Raw genomic sequence first — 17,289 nt, 5'->3', positions numbered from 1 at the left:
TATCTAACTCAGTTTACTCGCCCATTCACGAGCAGCTTGTTTAAGCAGCAAGTAGGTCGCCTCAAAGGCCTCAAGGCTTTTGCAGTAAGGATCGGGGATCTCTTTCGCGATCCAATGCCCATAAAGCATGACCTTTCCCCTTGCTCCAGGAGCAATTTGGCATACCGCATCTATATGGCCCTTTTCCATGACCAGGATGAGGTCATAGTCTTTGCACAATCGCCGGTTTAATTGCCTGGCCTGGTGCCCAACGATGTCAAGCTGGTTTTTTTTTGCCACCTCTAACGCTTTGGCATCTGCATCATTACCAATAAGGGCATTAATGCCGGCCGATTCGATGGTCTTATCTGGAATGTATTTCTTTAATAGCCACTCCCCTGTAGGAGAACGGCAGATATTGCCGACACAGACGACCAGAATTTTATTAAACATTGCCATTACCAACCAGAATCATGACCAGTAGAATAAATCGACCGGCTGCCGCTGATGGTGTGCAGCAATTGACTGATAACACGGTTCCAACGCGTTATCGGCGCCGTAGTGACATAAACAATGTCATAAGGCTTTAATCTGAATTCCGTAGCCAATATGAGCGATGTTGCGTCAGACAGATCCAATTGATAGACATTAGCCAACTTGGAGCCGGCGCTCTTATCTGGGTTTGGCCGGATAACGAAGATACCCGTTACATCGGAGGTCGTTTGATTAATGCCCTCTGCGTTGCCCAGCGCTTCTGTCAGCGTCATCCCGCTTCGATCCATTTTCAGCGTTGCTTGCTTGGTGACTTCACCCATTACGAACACTTTCAGGTCATCATTGCGGGGGATGAACAAAATATCACCCGGGTATAGCAGACGATTTTGCTGCAAATCGCCATTTTGCATCAGAGCCTGCAGCGAGATTTTCTGACCACGTCCGTTATGGGTCAATACCACATTGCTCCAATCGGCGTCTGAAGTTAAACCGCCGGCTTTGTTGATAGCATCCAGCACGGTCAAGGGAATATTTGAAATTTCCTGTTCACCGGACTTCGCTACTTCTCCGGTCACGTAAGCTTTTTGCGAACGGAAATTAGCAATACTGACATTGATTTGTGGCGATTCAATATATTGCGCTAAACGTCCGGAGATATCGTTGCGAATCTCAGAGACGGTTTTACCCGCGACCCGGACTCGGCCAATATAGGGGTAGAAAATGGTCCCATCTGACTGTACCCAGTCACCCGAGTCGCTGGCGCTGCGGTAGGTGCCGGCCGGCGTGGTCAATTCAGGATGGTCATAGACGGTGATGCTCAATACATCGCCGATTCCTACGCGATACTGATAATTTTGCAGTTCTCTTTCCAGTAGGGAATTCGGCTGAGCAACAATCGGTTTATCACGCAATTGGTCGATAACGGATGGCGTAAGCACAAACACATTAACATATTTGCCAATATCAAAATCCGCATCGTCCGATTTAATTATGGTTTTATCGCCCGTTGGTAAATGCGTTCCTGGAATGACCGTACAGCCACTCAGAACGCTCATAGACAACAACATGGACGGTACCAATTTTAATTTCGCTTTAATCATTGAGTTATCATCACTGTCACAATTAAATTATAAAATGTTTTCTTTTAATCCTCTCGGCCACTCTCAATTGCGGTGGACTAATATCCTAAAGTAGGTTAGAGCCTAATTGTTTTATCACTTATCTCATTGATTTCCTGTTTTTTTCATATGGTAAGTCCTATAATTTTATTCTAATAGCCAGTAAGTTAATAAAAACACGAAAAAATTCCTTTATTTACTATGACTCTCCAGGAAATAAGAAACGCTTCATTTAATACATTGAAAAAGTCTTGAAGTAGTTTCCTACCGGCAACATCATCGAAAGCCAGGCCCTTTCCGTGTACGCAATCTCATTACAAAATGAATATTATTATTAATCCGACATAGAGAAATGTTTTCAAAACGATCGGTTTATTTACCTTGCGGTCGTCATTTTTTCATTACACGCGATGTGATTTAATAGGGTCGTGGGGTAGCTCATCGCTATTATAGCAAGATAAAGAAGAGGATGAGCGGCGACCAGAAGCACAAATTTTGTATACCACCGGTGCATAAGCCTGTATTAAACACTCAGATCCCGGAGATAAGAAAATCCTATCCATACCCGCTCTTATGCCATCGTCAGGATGGCCGCAAATTAACACGCTACCGCCCTTGGTTCGTAGCTACCAATGCGCTAAGTACTTACCATCAATGACGTTCCTGAGTCCTCGATGTTTCCTTTGCCCTGCCGCCAGCGCAGAAAAAACCAAAATCCATTTAACACCGCGTTACCGTTAGAGCATCTTATCAATGCTATACTAATTGTTAATCGTATCTTTACAAGAAATTGCTGGCTTTGTCCGCCCGTTTTAGGATTAAGACTAGGCGAGGGTCAATCTTCCGTTATGTTATATATCTCACATTAAGGACAGAGGATGGTTGATATAACGTAACTACACGAATTTTAGCAAAGTTTCTTATAACTTGTCTTGTAGTTCAGCCCACCGGCTTTTTCGGAGAAGCGGCCCCTGGCGAAGCACCGGTAATTGCATTTGTTATGGAATGGTCGTTTTTTCCTCGATTTAGCCAGGATCCGTCAACGGGGTAAAATCGACAGCCAACACGACTCACACGATTATTTAGCAAGCATAGCCGGTGTTAGGCTTATAAGTATAAAATATCTGCAAAATTATACTTTTTAGTCTCGATGACGCTGTGTATGACATTTCGACTACACGCAAAATAGCGACGGCGTACATTTGCGACAGGTGGCAGAGATGAACACCTGCTATTTCTGGGCAAGCGTGTAGACCCCTGTGTTTGTACCGCCGTGGCGTCTTGTGTCTGAATCCTCTTGTTGCTCATCTTTAGCCGCTTTGCATCACAGCCCTTCCTCTCTGTATCACAAAAAGGAAAGATCATCTGGCGTCGAAATGAAAGTGAAATGCATATGAATCCTGACAAGTATCACTATTTTTACGTCGGTCGCGGTGGGGTTCATCGTGCGCCGCTGATAGCGTACCTTACCCATCGTAGGCAAACCGACGCGGTGAGCATAAGAACGCAGGCGAGCCTAAGAGCACCCTACTCTTCATTGCGGCAAATTCTTCCCCAGACGCGGGCGTTACACGTTAACCGCGCTACGTCCCAGCCTATGACGGGACACCTAGCGTCGCAGCACAGCATTAACGACAAAAGCTGCGCTATTTAAGAGGGCTTTTGGTGTGACGTGAACTTTCTTTCAGGATGTGCGGCTATTTTGTTAAGCGGTTAACAAGCGTTATCCCCCAGCGTAGTGCTCTTATGCTTCTCTAACCGAGTATCCTGCTGGCGGCCTTCGCGAAACATTCATATAGTTGACTTCTTACCGCCAAAACAGCGCGCTAACGAAGACAGGTAATAATCCGAAAAACCCCTTCGCTCGCGCCGTAAGGCTTGTGTCCTGAGAGATTCACAGGGAAAATTAGGAAAATTCATCAAGTTAGATATTCTTAGAAGGATTTCTTGGCGGAATCATCCTAAGGGTCAGGTCTGCAGCGCTTTTCTTTTGTTCGCACAAGCGGTGTCGATAGCGATATGACGTCCGAGAAAGCCGTGCGAAATGAAAAGAAGTAAACCCTTTTATATTGTCATATTCTTTTACACTTTTGTTTTATTGGTGGGCTGTAAAAAAATTTTGCGCTTGATTTCTATAATTTTCTAATGAGGTAGAAATGAAATTACTTTTGGTTGGTAATCACACCTGCAGCAATAGGGGAGATAGTGCCATTCTGTGCGGTATCGTACAATCGTTAGAAGAGCTGGCACCCGGTATTCAAATAGACATCGTTAGCCGCTATGCGCAAAGCTCCCGCTACCTCATAGGAAGGGATATCAGAAAAGACACTCTCAGCGCGGCCAGGCGCAGCGGCAATGGTGGCTTGGTGCATAAAGTCATTAAAAAGATCGCCAACAGATTTACCCATAAAATAATCATATCGCATATCGAGAACAAGGGGCTTTACAAAAGTTTCAAAATCCCCCCCGTTTATCAAAACTTCATCAATGAAATCAAAAAGTACGATGCCCTTATCAAGGTGGGCGGATCTTTTTTTGTTGATCTCTACGGGTCCCACCAGTTTGATCATGCGTTATGCGACTTTTTAGCTAATAAACCCATATTCATGGTCGGACATAGCGTGAACCCCTTCCAAAAGCAGAGCTTCAACGATGTCGCCCACTTTGTGTTCAAAAAAGTCGATGCACTCATTTTGTGCGAAAGCGTTAGCCTTGACGTGATGAAAAAGAGCCAGATACCCACTAATAAGGTCATCGCGGGTATCGACACGGCATGGCTGGTGAAACTCGTATTGAGCCAAAGTCGTTCTGCTTATGCTCTTGAATATTGGCGGGGGGTGATCGAGGCTTCCGATAGCATTGCGATGACATTTCTCAAATTAGCGCCTTTCGACAAATGTCTCGGCATTACTCAGCAGGAGTACATGACCGCTTTTGCTAATTTAATCAATGAAATCACCCGTTCGGGAAAACAGGTTATCGCTTTTTCAACCTGTACGGGGATTGATAGCTATCACAATGATGATCGTATGATTGCCCTTCATATGAAGGACATAGTGGAAAGCCCCGATAGGTTCCATGTCATTATGGACAAGTTTAATGATCTGGAGCTGGGTGAGTTGCTCTCTCATTGCAAACTGACTATCGGCACCCGGCTTCATTCGGCCATTATTTCAATAAATTTTGGCACGCCGGCTATTGCTATTAATTATGAGCATAAATCTCTGGGTATTATGCAGCAGTTAGGGTTGCCCGAATTGGCTGTTGATATCAAATAATTGATTAATGGGCAACTTATTGTAAAATATCATAATGCAATAGAAAACATTTCCTCACTGGAACTGCAGGTTAAAAATGCAGTAGCACAGGAGCAGGACAAAGGCAAAATCATTAACCAGGATTTATTAAATAAAATTTCTGCTTAAGTCATGTCTGAGACCGGTTTGCCACAATGCAGACTGGTCAGGATACGAAGTTTGCTATTTTTTTACATTTTATACGTGGCCTTTTGTACTGTCAGGTATAAGAATTAGCAGGCAAGATTTTCATACGGCCAATTGGGAGTTAATCTTCAGTGCGCGATATTAAGAAACAGGCCATTTGGCTCTTTAGCGGTACATGTTTTGCCGCTTTAATGCAAATACTGCAACTGTCTGTTCTGGCCAGGACGACAGGTGCCAGAGAGCTCGGAATTATCGCAATTATCAATTCTATCCTCGCTATAGCGATGGTTTTACAAGATATGGGTATGAGTAGTTATCTTATCCATCGTCAGCAAATTACACGCAAAGAGCAGAGTACCATTTTCTGGGTCAATGCTATGTTAGGCGCTATGACGGCAGGCTTATTGGTGCTGATGGCTTACCCTTTAGCGTTATTCTATAAAATCCCGGAATTAACTGGATTGATCGCTTTGACCAGCCTTAACTTTCTTATTCTTGGAGGCCTATCCCAGTATCAAGCTCATTTTATTAAACTCAAAAAAGTTATTATTCTTGTACGTATAGAAATGTTCTCTAAACTCATTGCGTTCATGGTGACGGTAGCACTATTATATTTTACGCCATTACGTCCAGCCGCCGTCATTCTTGGGTTGTTTACCAATGCGCTGATTAAACTTATCTGTATACTTTATTTCAGTGAGAAGACATGGCATCCCACTTTTGAATTCTCAGGTGATAGTTTCAAGGCAGCCTTAAAATATGGTAGCTTTCAATTAGGCTCGCAGATTATCAATCAATTTCGTACTCAAGCAGATTCCCTGCTGTTGGCAAAATTCCTGGGCCCGGAAGTGCTCGGGATCTACTCACTGGCAAAAGATCTGGTCCTGCAGCCATTAAAATTGCTGACGCCGGTGATTAATCGCTTGGCCCTTCCCCGCTTCGCTGAAAAACAGAGTTCAGAAAGTGAATTGAAAAAGATTTATCTTAACTCAACATTCGCCATTTGTTCTTCAAGCGCACTGCTTTTCCTGATCATCGATATTTTTGCACCGACGGTGGTGAGGATCCTCTATGGCGCACACCATGAACAGGTCGCGGTACTGATACCTTATATGCTGTTGCTTGGCGTGCTCAGACCCATGGGAGGCTTGACCGGCGCGATTACCCAGGCGAATGGTAAAACTCATATCGAGTTCTATTGGAATATCATTGCCGGCGTCGTGATGCTCGGGATCTTAGCGTTGGCCCTATTGAGCAAAAACATCCTGGTCATCGCCTCTGCGCTGTCCATTTCGCAAGTGACCATTTCGTTTCTGGTTTACCCCTTTTTCATCAAGCCGATTGTCGATGTGGGGCTTTTCCCTCATTTACGTAACTGGTTACCGACAACAATTGTCGTCACTTTGATAATTTATCTGATCAATCACTATCAACTTTATATTAGCCTTTAACCGAAAAACGCTGCCTGGGGAAGCGTTTTTTTTGCGAGCGACGACACTCTTCTACCACGCGTCCCTAGTGCGATAGCCAAGCGCCATCGCACTCGTCGTGTTGGTAACGCTTGCTGCGGCGTTGTTGTTTTGCCTTTCACCGCTCCCGAGTCGCCCCATCACCCGATGCCTTTTCACCTTTCCCTGGTTTGGCGCTCCCATTCCTTCAACCGTTTCTTAACCTGATCTTCCAGGCGTTTGTGCAGAAGCTGGTCCACATTAAGTTGATAATTTAACGCATCCCAGGAACCATACACCCGCAGCGGAATCGCGGTAGAGGTGAGCATGCTCACCAGTTGCTGATCACCTTTCCACCCTTGCAGCACACGGATTTGAAAGTTCACATCACACTGCCGGGCCGGCAAATTCAGCGCGCCGTCACCGGTCAGCGCTAGCAAATCGGAGTCGCCCACCAGATTGTCAAGACGCAGATTGCCCCGGTTGAGGGTGGCGTTGGCGGTAAGCTGACGGACCTGTGAATAACGCTCGGCACGCTCCTCGGCCCCCACATTACCATTGGTACGCGTTACCGCTCGTTGAATTAACTGCGAAATATTAAGCCCTTCCAGTTTGGCGTTATCCAATGTCATGGCCGCCGAGCCTTGCCAGGCGCGGGCGAAATCGTTCGCGGTAAAGTTATGTCCCTGCACTTCTCCCTGTAAAGAGAGCTGGCCGGTCAATGTCTGAGGTAAGGCAAACGCTTTCAGCAGCGGGCCAAGAGCGACACGTGTAAGCTGCGGCTGCAAATGGAACACCGGCTGCTCACCGGTGGCGTCAAGCGTACCCGGCAGATTGAACGTCCCTTCTCCAAGCTTTCCGGTAAAGGTGTTTAAAGTGAGCTGCCCGCGGCGGTCGTCCGCCTTCACCTGTAAATCGGTCATCGTCAGACCGTGATAAATAACGTTTTGGGCGCTCAGGTTGAGCTGCCCGTTAAAATCATTGAGATTGGACAGGGCATTATCCGTCAGGGCGCTATTGGCAATGACCGGTCGACCGCTGCCGGCGTTTTGGTTTTGCGCCCGCGCCTCGTTGTCATCGGTGAGCGGCTGCAAACCCAGCAGCGTATCCAGATTCAGGGTCTTCGCCGCTAAATCAAGTTGATATACCGGCTGCTCGCCCAGCCGGGCGCTTATCTGTCCGCTTAACTCACTGTCGTTAGCACTGAAGGTTAACCCACCGAGCGTCAAGGTTTGATTGACGGCGGAGTAATCGGCGTTAAAGGCTCCCCCACCTTCTATTCCCTGCTCCAGCAAGCCACTCGCACGTAGTCTGTAATTGAATTTATCCATGTACGCGCTGACCTGACGTGGATATTGACTCAGATCCAGACTACCGTTAAGCGAGACCGCCAAATCGCGCTGATCGTGATTAAGACGGCCAGAAAATTCGATACTCGCTTTGCGCGCATCATCCTGTTTCATCTGCAAATTCAAATCGCGCAAATTAAGTTGCTCGTTGGCATCGCGCTGCCAGATAAGCAGACTGTCAGCGACCTGCAGGCTGCCGATATTCCACGACCAGCCATTGCCTTCTACAGGTTCCGGCGTGCCCACCGGCGCGATAGGCGCATTTTCAGGGCGCCGCGCCGCGCTGTCGGGGGTTAAGGTAATCACCGCGCCTTTCAGCATGACCTGCTTTACCAACAGTTGATGAGAAAGCAGCGGCCACAGCGCCACATCCAGGCGCATATTTTCCGCACTGACCAGGGGGACCGTCGCGCCGGGGGCGGTGATTTTCATGCGGCCTGCGAGGATGCTTAATTGCGGCCAGGCATGCCAGCGCAAATCACCCTCCAGAGCCAGATGATAGCCGCTGCGCTGTTCTACTTGCATGATCATATAGCTGCGAAAATCGTTGGGATTGATTAGCGCCACCATAGCCGTCAGTCCGGCCACCACCACCACCAGTAAAATGAACAGCGTCGTCAGTAATCTTCTCATGCGGTCCTCTTTCGTTATAACCCGATGCCAAGGCCTCCGACGATTCAGTCCTTGTCAATCCGACTGGCCACGGCGCCTTGCTGATTGCGGTACTTGGCATCTTCACGCCGGTTATAGGGGCGGGCCGCGGGACCGCTCAGCGGCTCAAAGCTCAGGGCGCCTATCAGCATGCCGGGGCGCAGCGCCAGCGGCAACTTACCTGAATTATAGAACTCCAGCACGATTCTACCCTGCCAGCCGGGATCGATCCGGTGTGCGGTCACGTGTACCATCAGACCCAGACGCGCCAGGGAGGAGCGTCCATCCAGCCAGCCGACCAGATCATCAGGCAGCGTAACCGATTCGAGGGTGACCGCCAGCGCCAGCTCGCCCGGATGCAAGAAAAACGCTTCACCTTCGACCAGTTGGATTTCGTCGCTCATTACCCGGTCCAGCGCCGCGGTCACTTCATCTTTTGGCCCGCTGAGATCGATATACGCCGCGGTATGCCCCCGAAAAACCCGAAACTGGTTACCCAGCCGTACATCCACCGTCGCCCCGTTAATCCTTTCTATCGGCGGGCGCGGCGCGATGTCCAGTCGGCCTTCATCCAGCCAGATCTCAATATCACGATCGCACAATCTCATCGCTTGTCTCTCCCTAAGGGCGTGAAGGTGGGTTGCCGCTACAACGGCAACCGGTCAGGTCTCAAATACTACACGGGAATTATTCGAAAAACTGACTGATTTTCGCTTTTAAAATGTCGATGGCAATCCGATTTTTTCCGCCGCGCGGGACAATGATGTCGGCGTATTGTTTTGACGGTTCGATAAACTGCAAAAACATGGGGCGGACGGTACGCTGATATTCCCCGATCACGGAGTCCATCGATCGGCCGCGTTCATTAACGTCTCGTTTCATGCGGCGCATCAGGCAAATATCCAACGGGGTATCAACAAAGATTGATAAATTCATCTCCTGGCGCAGGCGTAAATCGGTGAGTAGCAGGATCTCTTCCAGAATAATGACTTTCTTTGGCCGCAGGTGGAGGGTTTCAGGACGGCGGGTATGCTCGACATAACTGTAGACCGGCATTTCAATCGGCAAGCCGGCCTTCAGCATCTGAATATATTGAAACAGTAGGCTGTGATCCATGGCGCTCGGATGGTCATAATTGGTTTTGACCCGTTCCGTCATGGTCATGCCGCTTTGATCTTTATAATAGCTGCCTTCGGAGATGATGCCGATATGCTCATCGCCGACCTGGTAGCACAACTCCCGATACAGCGTGCTGGCGATAAGACTTTTTCCTGAGGCGGATGCGCCGGCGATGCCGATAATAACGCACTGGTGGGGCTTGTCAGTCATACAATCGAAGGCCTGATATTCTGAGTATGCCTCGGCAATGAGGCTGCAATTTACTCAGCAATTATAGGGGGTGGAGCAAGTACACGCCAGCATTAGCGGGCCGCAGGACAGCCCGGCGGAGCATTTTTTACCGCCGGTCATGATTTGCGCCAACCAGTTTAAGACTATTCATGCTGGAGCTGCTATTGTCATATGGGTAAAGTAGCCCGTCGTGGCCGTTGGCCGGCCCTACCTTATAAGGGATCCCATGAGTTGGCATTGGTTTACTTTTTTTGGCGACAGCATGCTGTTATTACCTTGCGCGGGCTTAATCGTGGTGATTTTGCTGCTGAAAACGGATACCCGCCAGGCCTGCTGGCAATGGCTAATGCTGTTCTGTCTCGCCGGCGGCATCGTTTGCGCCTCGAAATTGGCCTTTATGGGCTGGGGCATCGGCAGCCGCACTTATGATTTCACGGGCTTCAGCGGCCATTCGGCGTTGTCGGCCAGTATCTGGCCGGTCATGCTTTGGATCCTGTTTAGCCGCGCGCATCCTGCGCCACGCGCCGCAGCGGTGGCGGGGGGCTATCTGCTGGCATTGGCGATTGGCATTTCACGATTGATAATTCAGGCGCATTCACTGTCTGAAATCGTGTCCGGATTGGTATTAGGCTACGTGATTAGTACGTCCTTTCTGCTGATGCAGTTCAGACGGCATACGCATATTCGTTTTCTGACCAACGGCCAAATTGTGGCGATGCTTATTTTGCCACTGCTGCTGGTCGTGCAGGGCAAAAAGGCGCCGACCCAGAATCTGCTGGAGCAGATAGCCCTTAGCGTGGCGCCGGTGATCAAAGTCTATACCCGCGATGACCTGCATCGTCCGTCCCCGGCGCTAAGGCCGGAGCAGGAAACGAGGCCGGCGCCCGCGAGTTAACCTCACACTTCGCCACGCTCCCCTTAAAACCTGGCGTGGCGACCTTCCGCGTTATTTCTCCTCTAAACGCAGGTGCACGCACGGCGTGTCACTGCCCTTGATGCCCCGGCATGCCGCACGGCGCTTCTGCGCCCCCGTGACACGGCATTGCCGGGCCTTGGCGCGTGGCGCCGAACGCGACACGGCCTCTACCGGCTTCAGGATGGAGCAACCTCCCGTCCCCCCTGGCGTAATGGGCTGTCAAACGGCCTTAAAAGCAATCTCGGTCAGGATCACTTCCCCCTGCCAGTAAAGTTGCGCCGCTACTTGACCTGCTAGCTGACGATACATTTCGGTAAATTCACTTTCGGGGCGGCTTACCACCGTCGGCTCGCCGCGGTCCAGATCCTCGCGCAGGCTGATATGCAGCGGCAATTGCCCCAGCAGCGCGCACTGGTACTGCTCCGTGAGCTTTTCCGCGCCGCCGGTGCCGAAAATGGCTTCAAGATGGCCGCAATGACTGCAAATATGCATGCTCATGTTTTCCACGATACCGAGTACCGGCACGCCGACCTTGGCGAACATCACAATGCCCTTGCGCGCATCCGCCAGGGAGATGTCCTGCGGCGTCGTCACCACCAGCGCGCCGGTCACCGGGATATTCTGCGCCAGCGTCAGTTGGATATCGCCGGTGCCGGGGGGCATATCCAGAATCAGATAATCCAGCTCCGACCACAGGGTATCGGTGAGCAGCTGCAATAGGGCTTTGCTGGCCATGGGACCGCGCCAAACCATGGCATTGTCTTCGGTCACCATGTAGCCGATGGAGTTTGTCGCCAGACCGTGGGCCATAATCGGCGCCATATGTTGCCCGTCCGGCGACGTGGGTCGCTCGTGGGTGGTGCCCAGCATGGTCGGAATCGAGGGGCCGTATATATCCGCGTCCAGAAGCCCGACGCGCCCGCCTTCCGCCGCCAGTGCCAGCGCCAGATTGACGGCGGTGCTGGATTTTCCCACGCCGCCTTTGCCGGAGCTGACGGCAATCAGATTGCGCACGCCGCTTACCCCAGTCTGATCCTTGACCCGTTTCATGGTGGCAATATTGTGTATCAGCTTCCAGTCGATGGCGGTCGCGCCGGTCAGGCGTAGCAGCTCCGCGCTAACGCTTTCCTTCAGCTCGGCGAAACCGCTTTGCCAGGCAAACGGCATGACCAGCTCGATGTGCAGCGTGCTGTCAAGCAATGCGCTGTGATGTAACGCTTTTAATACGGTTAAATCGCGTTTCAGCGTCGGGTGTTTGAAAGCGCCCAGCACGCGGCTTACTTTCTCGCGCAGCGCTTCAGGGGTAGTTTGCGGCGTAAAAGGATTCATCCCGGCTCCTTTGGGTTCTGTTTAGAGGATGAGTAACCATTAGCCTTAGCATAACAGGGCTCATCCTCCACGGCGGAAAAAAGTTCGCCGCCGTGATGGCAGGCATGCCGCTTGTTTACGTGAGGCATCGCTATCGGTTACCATCGGCTACCCTTATGAAACTTAACGAAAGCCTATTCCTACCATGACTCAAGTCGCGAAAAAAATATTGGTAACCTGTGCGTTACCTTACGCTAACGGTTCCATCCATCTCGGCCATATGCTCGAGCATATTCAGGCGGATATTTGGGTCCGCTATCAGCGAATGCGCGGCCATCAGATTTATTTCATTTGTGCTGATGATGCTCACGGCACGCCAATCATGCTTAAGGCGCAGCAGCTAGGTATTGCGCCGGAAGAGATGATCAATGAAATGAACCTGGAGCATCAGACGGATTTTGCCGGCTTTGGCATCAGCTACGATAACTATCATTCTACCCACAGCGAAGAGAATCAGCAGCTGTCGACATTAATTTACCAGCGTCTGAAAGAGAACGGGTTTATCAAATCGCGGACCATTTCCCAGCTGTTTGATCCCGAAAAAGTCATGTTTTTGCCCGATCGCTTCGTGAAAGGCAGCTGCCCTAAATGCCACTCGCCCGATCAATACGGCGATAACTGCGAAGTCTGCGGCGCCACCTATAACCCTACGGATCTCATCAATCCAAAATCGGCGGTGTCGGGCACCACGCCGGTCATGCGGGAATCGGAACACTTCTTCTTTGATTTACCCGCCTTCAGCGAAATGATGCGCGCCTGGACGCGTTCCGGCGCGCTGCAAGAGCAGGTGGCGAACAAGATGCAGGAGTGGTTCGAGTCAGGGTTGCAGGAGTGGGATATTTCCCGCGATGCGCCTTACTTCGGTTTTGAAGTGCCGGATGCGCCGGGCAAATATTTCTATGTCTGGCTGGATGCGCCCATCGGCTATATGAGCGCGTTCCAGAACCTGTGCCAGAAGCGCAGCGACCTCCGCTTTGACGAATTTTGGGATGTGGATTCCAAGGCCGATCTTTACCATTTCATCGGCAAGGACATCGTTTATTTCCACAGCCTGTTCTGGCCGGCGATGCTCGAAGGCAGCCACTTCCGCAAACCGACCAATTTGTTTGTGCATGGCTATGTGACCGTCAACGGCGCCAAAATGTCCAAATCGCGCGGCACCTTTATTAAAGCTAGCACCTATCTGGCGCACCTGGATGCAGAGTGCCTGCGCTATTACTATGCCGCTAAACTGTCGTCGCGCATCGATGATATCGACCTTAACCTCGAAGATTTCATCCAGCGGGTCAATGCCGATATCGTCAATAAAGTCGTCAATTTGGCCTCGCGCAACGCCGGCTTTATCAATAAACGCTTCGACGGCCAGCTGGCGGCGACGGTGGCCGATCCGGCGCTGTATGCCACTTTCGTTAATGCCGCAACGTCCATAGGCGATGCGTTCAGCAGCCGCGAAACCAGCCGAGCAATCCGCGAAATCATGGCGCTGGCGGATTTGGCCAATCGCTATGTCGATGAGCAAGCGCCCTGGGTCGTGGCGAAACAGGAAGGCCGCGAAGCGGATTTGCAGGCTATCTGTTCAATGGGCATCCAGCTGTTCCGGGTGTTGATGACCTATTTGAAACCGGTTCTACCTTCGCTGGCGGAGCGTGCTAAAGCCTTCCTCGCTACCCCACTTGACTGGGACGACCTGTCAGCCCCGCTGCTGTCGCATCGCATCCGTCCGTTCAAGGCGCTGTTCAGTCGCATTGAGGCAGCCCAGGTAGATGCCGTGATCGAGGTATCGCGCCTGGAAGCTGCGGCAGCCGGCGAGCCGGCCGCGGCGCCAGCGGGCGCGCTGGCCGAGGCCCCTATCGCCCCCACGATAAATTTTGATGATTTCGCCAAGGTGGATATGCGGGTGGCGCTGATTAAGCGTGCCGAGTCAGTCAAAGGATCGGATAAATTGCTAAAACTCACGCTCGATCTCGGTGGCACCAGCCGTCAGGTATTCTCCGGTATCCGCGCGGCCTATCCCGATCCACAAGTGTTGGAGGGTCGCCTGACGATCATGGTAGCCAATCTGGCACCGCGCAAAATGCGCTTTGGCATATCGGAAGGGATGGTGATGGCAGCCGGCCCCGGCGGCAAGGATATCTTCCTGCTCAGCCCGGATGCAGGTGCGCTGCCCGGCATGCCGGTAAAATAACCCGCGCCGTACGTTCCCTGAGGGCAATGGCCCAAGCCGCCCTCCGGGTATTATCGCCGCTTCCCCTTCGCCGTTTTCTTACCGCCCCTGCCAGGGGTCATTTACCTGGTCTTATTCCTGCCCGCCGCTGTTCAGTTTACCGGAAAGTCGTTATCCTTAATGCCGATACATAATCATTATGGATGTGCGTTGTCATGAAAGGATCTCCACCGCTGATAAAAGCACTACTTCTTACCTCGTTGATTTTAACCATCGGCCACGGCCTCACGCTGCCGTTTTGGACATTTTTCTCTCACAGCAGCGCAGTATGTCGCTCGGACAAACGTGGCTGGTGCTGGTCAACGCCCGCCCGCGGAACGTCAAATGCCGAAGTTTCGCCAAACCCTGACCATTCTGCGTCAAGACCGCAGACTTATCTGGTTCACCCTTGGCGGTACTTTAGGCAGTCTGGTGACCAGTCAGTTCGCCAGCTGCATTTCGCAATATTTGATGGTGGCCTTCGATCCTGACTTCGCCTATAAGGTGGTGGGGATCATTTTGCCGGTTAACGCAACCATCGTCGTGACGTTGCAATACTGGTCAGCCGCCATATCACGCGGGGCGCGCTAATGAAATGGCTGGCCGTCGGCAGCCTGTTTTTTCTGCTAGGACTGGCGGGAATTATTTTTGCCCAACGCGTGTTACCGATGTGGGTGCTTGCCGTCGCCATCTTCTCACTGAGAGAGATTATTATTATTCCCGTGGAATATATGTTTGTCGATTTTATCGCACCGCCGCATCTGAAAGGCAGCTATTACGGCATGCAAAACCTGAGTAGCCTGGGCGGTGCGGTCAATTCTCTATTGACAGGGCTGTTATTAACCTACACGCCACCGGTGACCATCTTTGGCCTCTTGATGTTGGTCACGCTGTTAAGCCTGTGGTTCTGTTACCGGGGGGTCCATCTGGCGCAGCGCAGCGCTGCCGGCTCAAGGGCGCGCCGCGACCCTGGCCGCCGCTCGGCGGCGGGGCATCGGCTGACGATTGCGGCCGCACACATCAGGCGGGCGCCGTCTGTCACATTGATGGAAAGTCAGAGCGCGTTCTCACCAACGTCGCGCGGTTGTCTGCATCCTCGCTAAGATATCGGGTATGTCGGGTGTCAGCGATAGCAGCGCTTTTCCGGTGACAACTGGCGCCTCTTGCACCGCACGCTCTCTGCACCCATTGCACCCCGCCCGCCTCATTGGCGCAGTGCTTTCCTTTGCCAGCAGGTCCCAACCGTTATCCGGCCGGACCGCATGAGAAACACGCCACTCATCCCCTGGGATAACGTCATGGCAGTGGGGCATCATCATTTTTATACCCAGCCATCGTCCAAATCATAGCGGTACCTTTACAGTGTCGGCACGCCCCTTCATCATTTTGTCTGAGATCTCGCTGCGGGCGGGTATTGAATGCACGTCATAATTCCGTATCTATTATCGCTATTAGGCATAGCAAAAATGTCATTACCTTTCCTTGCGCCTCTCCCTTAACAACCTAGTTTGGTCAAGGTTAAAACGGACGAATTACGATCGTCGTTTTTCTTATTAACGCAATCATGGATGATTTTATGATTACCCCTTATCGACCTGAGTGTCTGACTTCGACTTTATTCCCCACCCTTTTTTCCTCTTCCAACCACCACGATTGTCCCTCGCGCGGTGGGCGTAGAGGAAAGGCAGGAGTTATTATCAAATCTGGTGTATGGCGATCAGGCTACGTTCTGCTCTGATGCTTCGTGAATCTGTTCTCCATCCTGAAATTGGACGTTGTTTACCACCAGGGTCAGCAGGTCAAATCCTCTTAGCCGGTTCCAGCTTTTCTGAGCAGACTGGAGCAGCTTAAATACCATTGACAGGGTGGTTTCTCTTGAACCACACTTCTTTGCGCGTCTGCTTCGTAACCTCACAGTCGCAAAAGCCGATTCAATCGGCTTTGTCGTTCTTATTGATGCCCAGTGCTCTGACGGAAAGTCGTAGAATGCCAGCAGTTCTTTTCGATCTTTCTCCAGCTTCTTCATCGCTGCAGGATACTTCGCTGAAAACCTTGCCAACAAAACATCAAAAGCGTCATTAGCGGCATCGCGGCTTTCTGCTAGCCAGATCTCCCGAAGCTCAGCCTTAACTTTCGGTTGCATGGCTTTGGGGGAGTGAAGCTAGCACATTAGCCGTTTTGTGCACCCAACAGCGTTGGTACTGCGTGTCCGGGAATATCTTTGCATTGCATTCCAAAAACCAAGGGCACCGTCTCCCGTAGCCAGCTTGGGAGATACGGTTAGGCCACGTGCTTGCAAGCCATTGAGAAGTTCGGCCCAGTTTGTTTCTGATTCTCGATAAACCCTCTTCGACCGCAACCAGCTCCTGACGTCCATGCTCAGTGACGCCGATACTGACCAGTAGGCAAAGGCGATCATCTTGCCTGACATGGCTGTATATGCCATCAGCCCAGAAATAAACGTAGCGCGTATCGCTTAAATCACGCAGGCACCATTGCCTGTGCACTTCAAGCCATTGCTGTTTCAGTCTGCTGATGGTACTCGCGGAGAGGCCATGGGCTTTTTCACCGAGTAGCGCCCCCAGGGCTTCATGAAAATCACTATAGCAGCAACGCTTCGACGCTTTTTGCTCGCTTCAGATAAGACGGCAGCAACGCGCTGTTGAAGCATATTCCGTCGCCGCTGCGATCCCTGACCTTAGGCACTTTAATTTCAACATCGCCAATACCCGTCTGTATGGTTCGCTGTGGCAAATAACCGTTACGGACGACGGCATGACGCCCATCGTCAAGACGGCGTTCAGCATGTTGTTGCAGCATGGCTTCGAGCTCAGCCTCAACGATGGCGGCCATCAGTTGTCTGGCACCATGACGGATGATTTCATGCAAGGGATCACCGGTAATATCTGGTTCTGCGGAAACCTGTAGGGTAGATTTTTTCATGGCGTATCATCCTCTCTGTTGTTGAA

At 51.1% G+C, this 17,289-nt stretch carries 11 protein-coding genes and 2 pseudogenes; 6 read left to right on the top strand and 7 right to left on the bottom strand.

The window, feature by feature from the left end; all coding sequences use genetic code 11:
- Positions 1-3: 3 nt before the first annotated feature.
- The gene (locus tag SGP1_RS08405) at positions 4-432 is read right to left on the bottom strand and encodes a protein-tyrosine-phosphatase (protein WP_011410840.1); all 429 of its coding nucleotides are present in this window, start codon (positions 430-432) and stop codon (positions 4-6) included.
- Positions 433-437: 5 nt separating this feature from the next.
- Positions 438-1,574, bottom strand: coding sequence for a polysaccharide export protein (locus tag SGP1_RS08400; RefSeq protein WP_011410839.1), 1,137 nt, complete (start codon positions 1,572-1,574; stop codon positions 438-440).
- Between the two features lie 2,174 nt (positions 1,575-3,748).
- Between SGP1_RS08400 and wcaK the strand changes: the two are divergent.
- Positions 3,749-5,017, top strand: a pseudogene (wcaK, locus tag SGP1_RS08395) (colanic acid biosynthesis pyruvyl transferase WcaK).
- A gap of 149 nt (positions 5,018-5,166) precedes the next feature.
- On the top strand, positions 5,167-6,486 hold the full coding sequence (locus tag SGP1_RS08390) for a lipopolysaccharide biosynthesis protein (RefSeq protein ID WP_041866776.1): 1,320 nt from the start codon (positions 5,167-5,169) through the stop codon (positions 6,484-6,486).
- A gap of 173 nt (positions 6,487-6,659) precedes the next feature.
- On the opposite strand, the gene asmA is transcribed toward SGP1_RS08390, so the two are convergent.
- From asmA to udk, 3 genes are all read right to left on the bottom strand, one after another.
- Positions 6,660-8,465, bottom strand: a complete 1,806-nt coding sequence (gene asmA / locus SGP1_RS08385; RefSeq protein ID WP_011410836.1) for an outer membrane assembly protein AsmA — start codon at positions 8,463-8,465, stop codon at positions 6,660-6,662.
- Positions 8,466-8,509: 44 nt separating this feature from the next.
- A complete protein-coding gene (gene dcd, locus SGP1_RS08380; protein ID WP_011410835.1) occupies positions 8,510-9,091 on the bottom strand; it encodes a dCTP deaminase in 582 nt (193 codons plus the stop codon).
- Positions 9,092-9,170: 79 nt separating this feature from the next.
- A complete protein-coding gene (gene udk / locus SGP1_RS08375; protein WP_011410834.1) occupies positions 9,171-9,812 on the bottom strand; it encodes a uridine kinase in 642 nt (213 codons plus the stop codon).
- Positions 9,813-10,059: 247 nt separating this feature from the next.
- Between udk and SGP1_RS08370 the strand changes: the two genes are divergently transcribed.
- A complete protein-coding gene (locus tag SGP1_RS08370) occupies positions 10,060-10,728 on the top strand; it encodes a phosphatase PAP2 family protein (RefSeq protein ID WP_011410833.1) in 669 nt (222 codons plus the stop codon).
- A gap of 240 nt (positions 10,729-10,968) precedes the next feature.
- Here SGP1_RS08370 and apbC read toward each other — a convergent pair whose 3' ends face one another.
- The gene (apbC, locus tag SGP1_RS08365; protein ID WP_011410832.1) at positions 10,969-12,078 is read right to left on the bottom strand and encodes an iron-sulfur cluster carrier protein ApbC; all 1,110 of its coding nucleotides are present in this window, start codon (positions 12,076-12,078) and stop codon (positions 10,969-10,971) included.
- A 184-nt stretch (positions 12,079-12,262) separates the two neighbouring features.
- Between apbC and metG the strand changes: the two genes are divergently transcribed.
- The 3 genes from metG to SGP1_RS23705 all read left to right on the top strand — a co-directional run bounded on the left by metG (position 12,263) and on the right by SGP1_RS23705 (position 15,423).
- Positions 12,263-14,302 carry a methionine--tRNA ligase gene (gene metG, locus SGP1_RS08360; protein WP_011410831.1) on the top strand — a complete coding sequence of 680 codons (2,040 nt, stop codon included), beginning with the start codon at positions 12,263-12,265 and terminating at the stop codon, positions 14,300-14,302.
- Positions 14,303-14,665: 363 nt separating this feature from the next.
- Positions 14,666-14,911, top strand: a complete 246-nt coding sequence (locus tag SGP1_RS23710; protein WP_050747511.1) for a hypothetical protein — start codon at positions 14,666-14,668, stop codon at positions 14,909-14,911.
- Entirely contained in the window at positions 14,911-15,423 is a 513-nt protein-coding gene (locus SGP1_RS23705; RefSeq protein WP_050747510.1) for a hypothetical protein, read from the top strand. The genes SGP1_RS23710 and SGP1_RS23705 overlap by 1 nt, the downstream gene beginning before the upstream one ends.
- Positions 15,424-16,037: 614 nt before the next feature.
- Here SGP1_RS23705 and SGP1_RS08350 read toward each other — a convergent pair.
- Positions 16,038-17,263 (bottom strand): annotated as a pseudogene (locus SGP1_RS08350) (IS256 family transposase).
- Between the last annotated feature and the right edge of the window lie 26 nt (positions 17,264-17,289).

It is taken from the genome of Sodalis glossinidius str. 'morsitans' (assembly GCF_000010085.1).
In the GTDB taxonomy this organism is placed as follows: Bacteria; Pseudomonadota; Gammaproteobacteria; order Enterobacterales; family Enterobacteriaceae; genus Sodalis; species Sodalis glossinidius.
The sequence above is the reverse complement of the archived record's forward strand: the minus strand, read 5'-3'. Positions and strand labels throughout refer to the sequence as shown.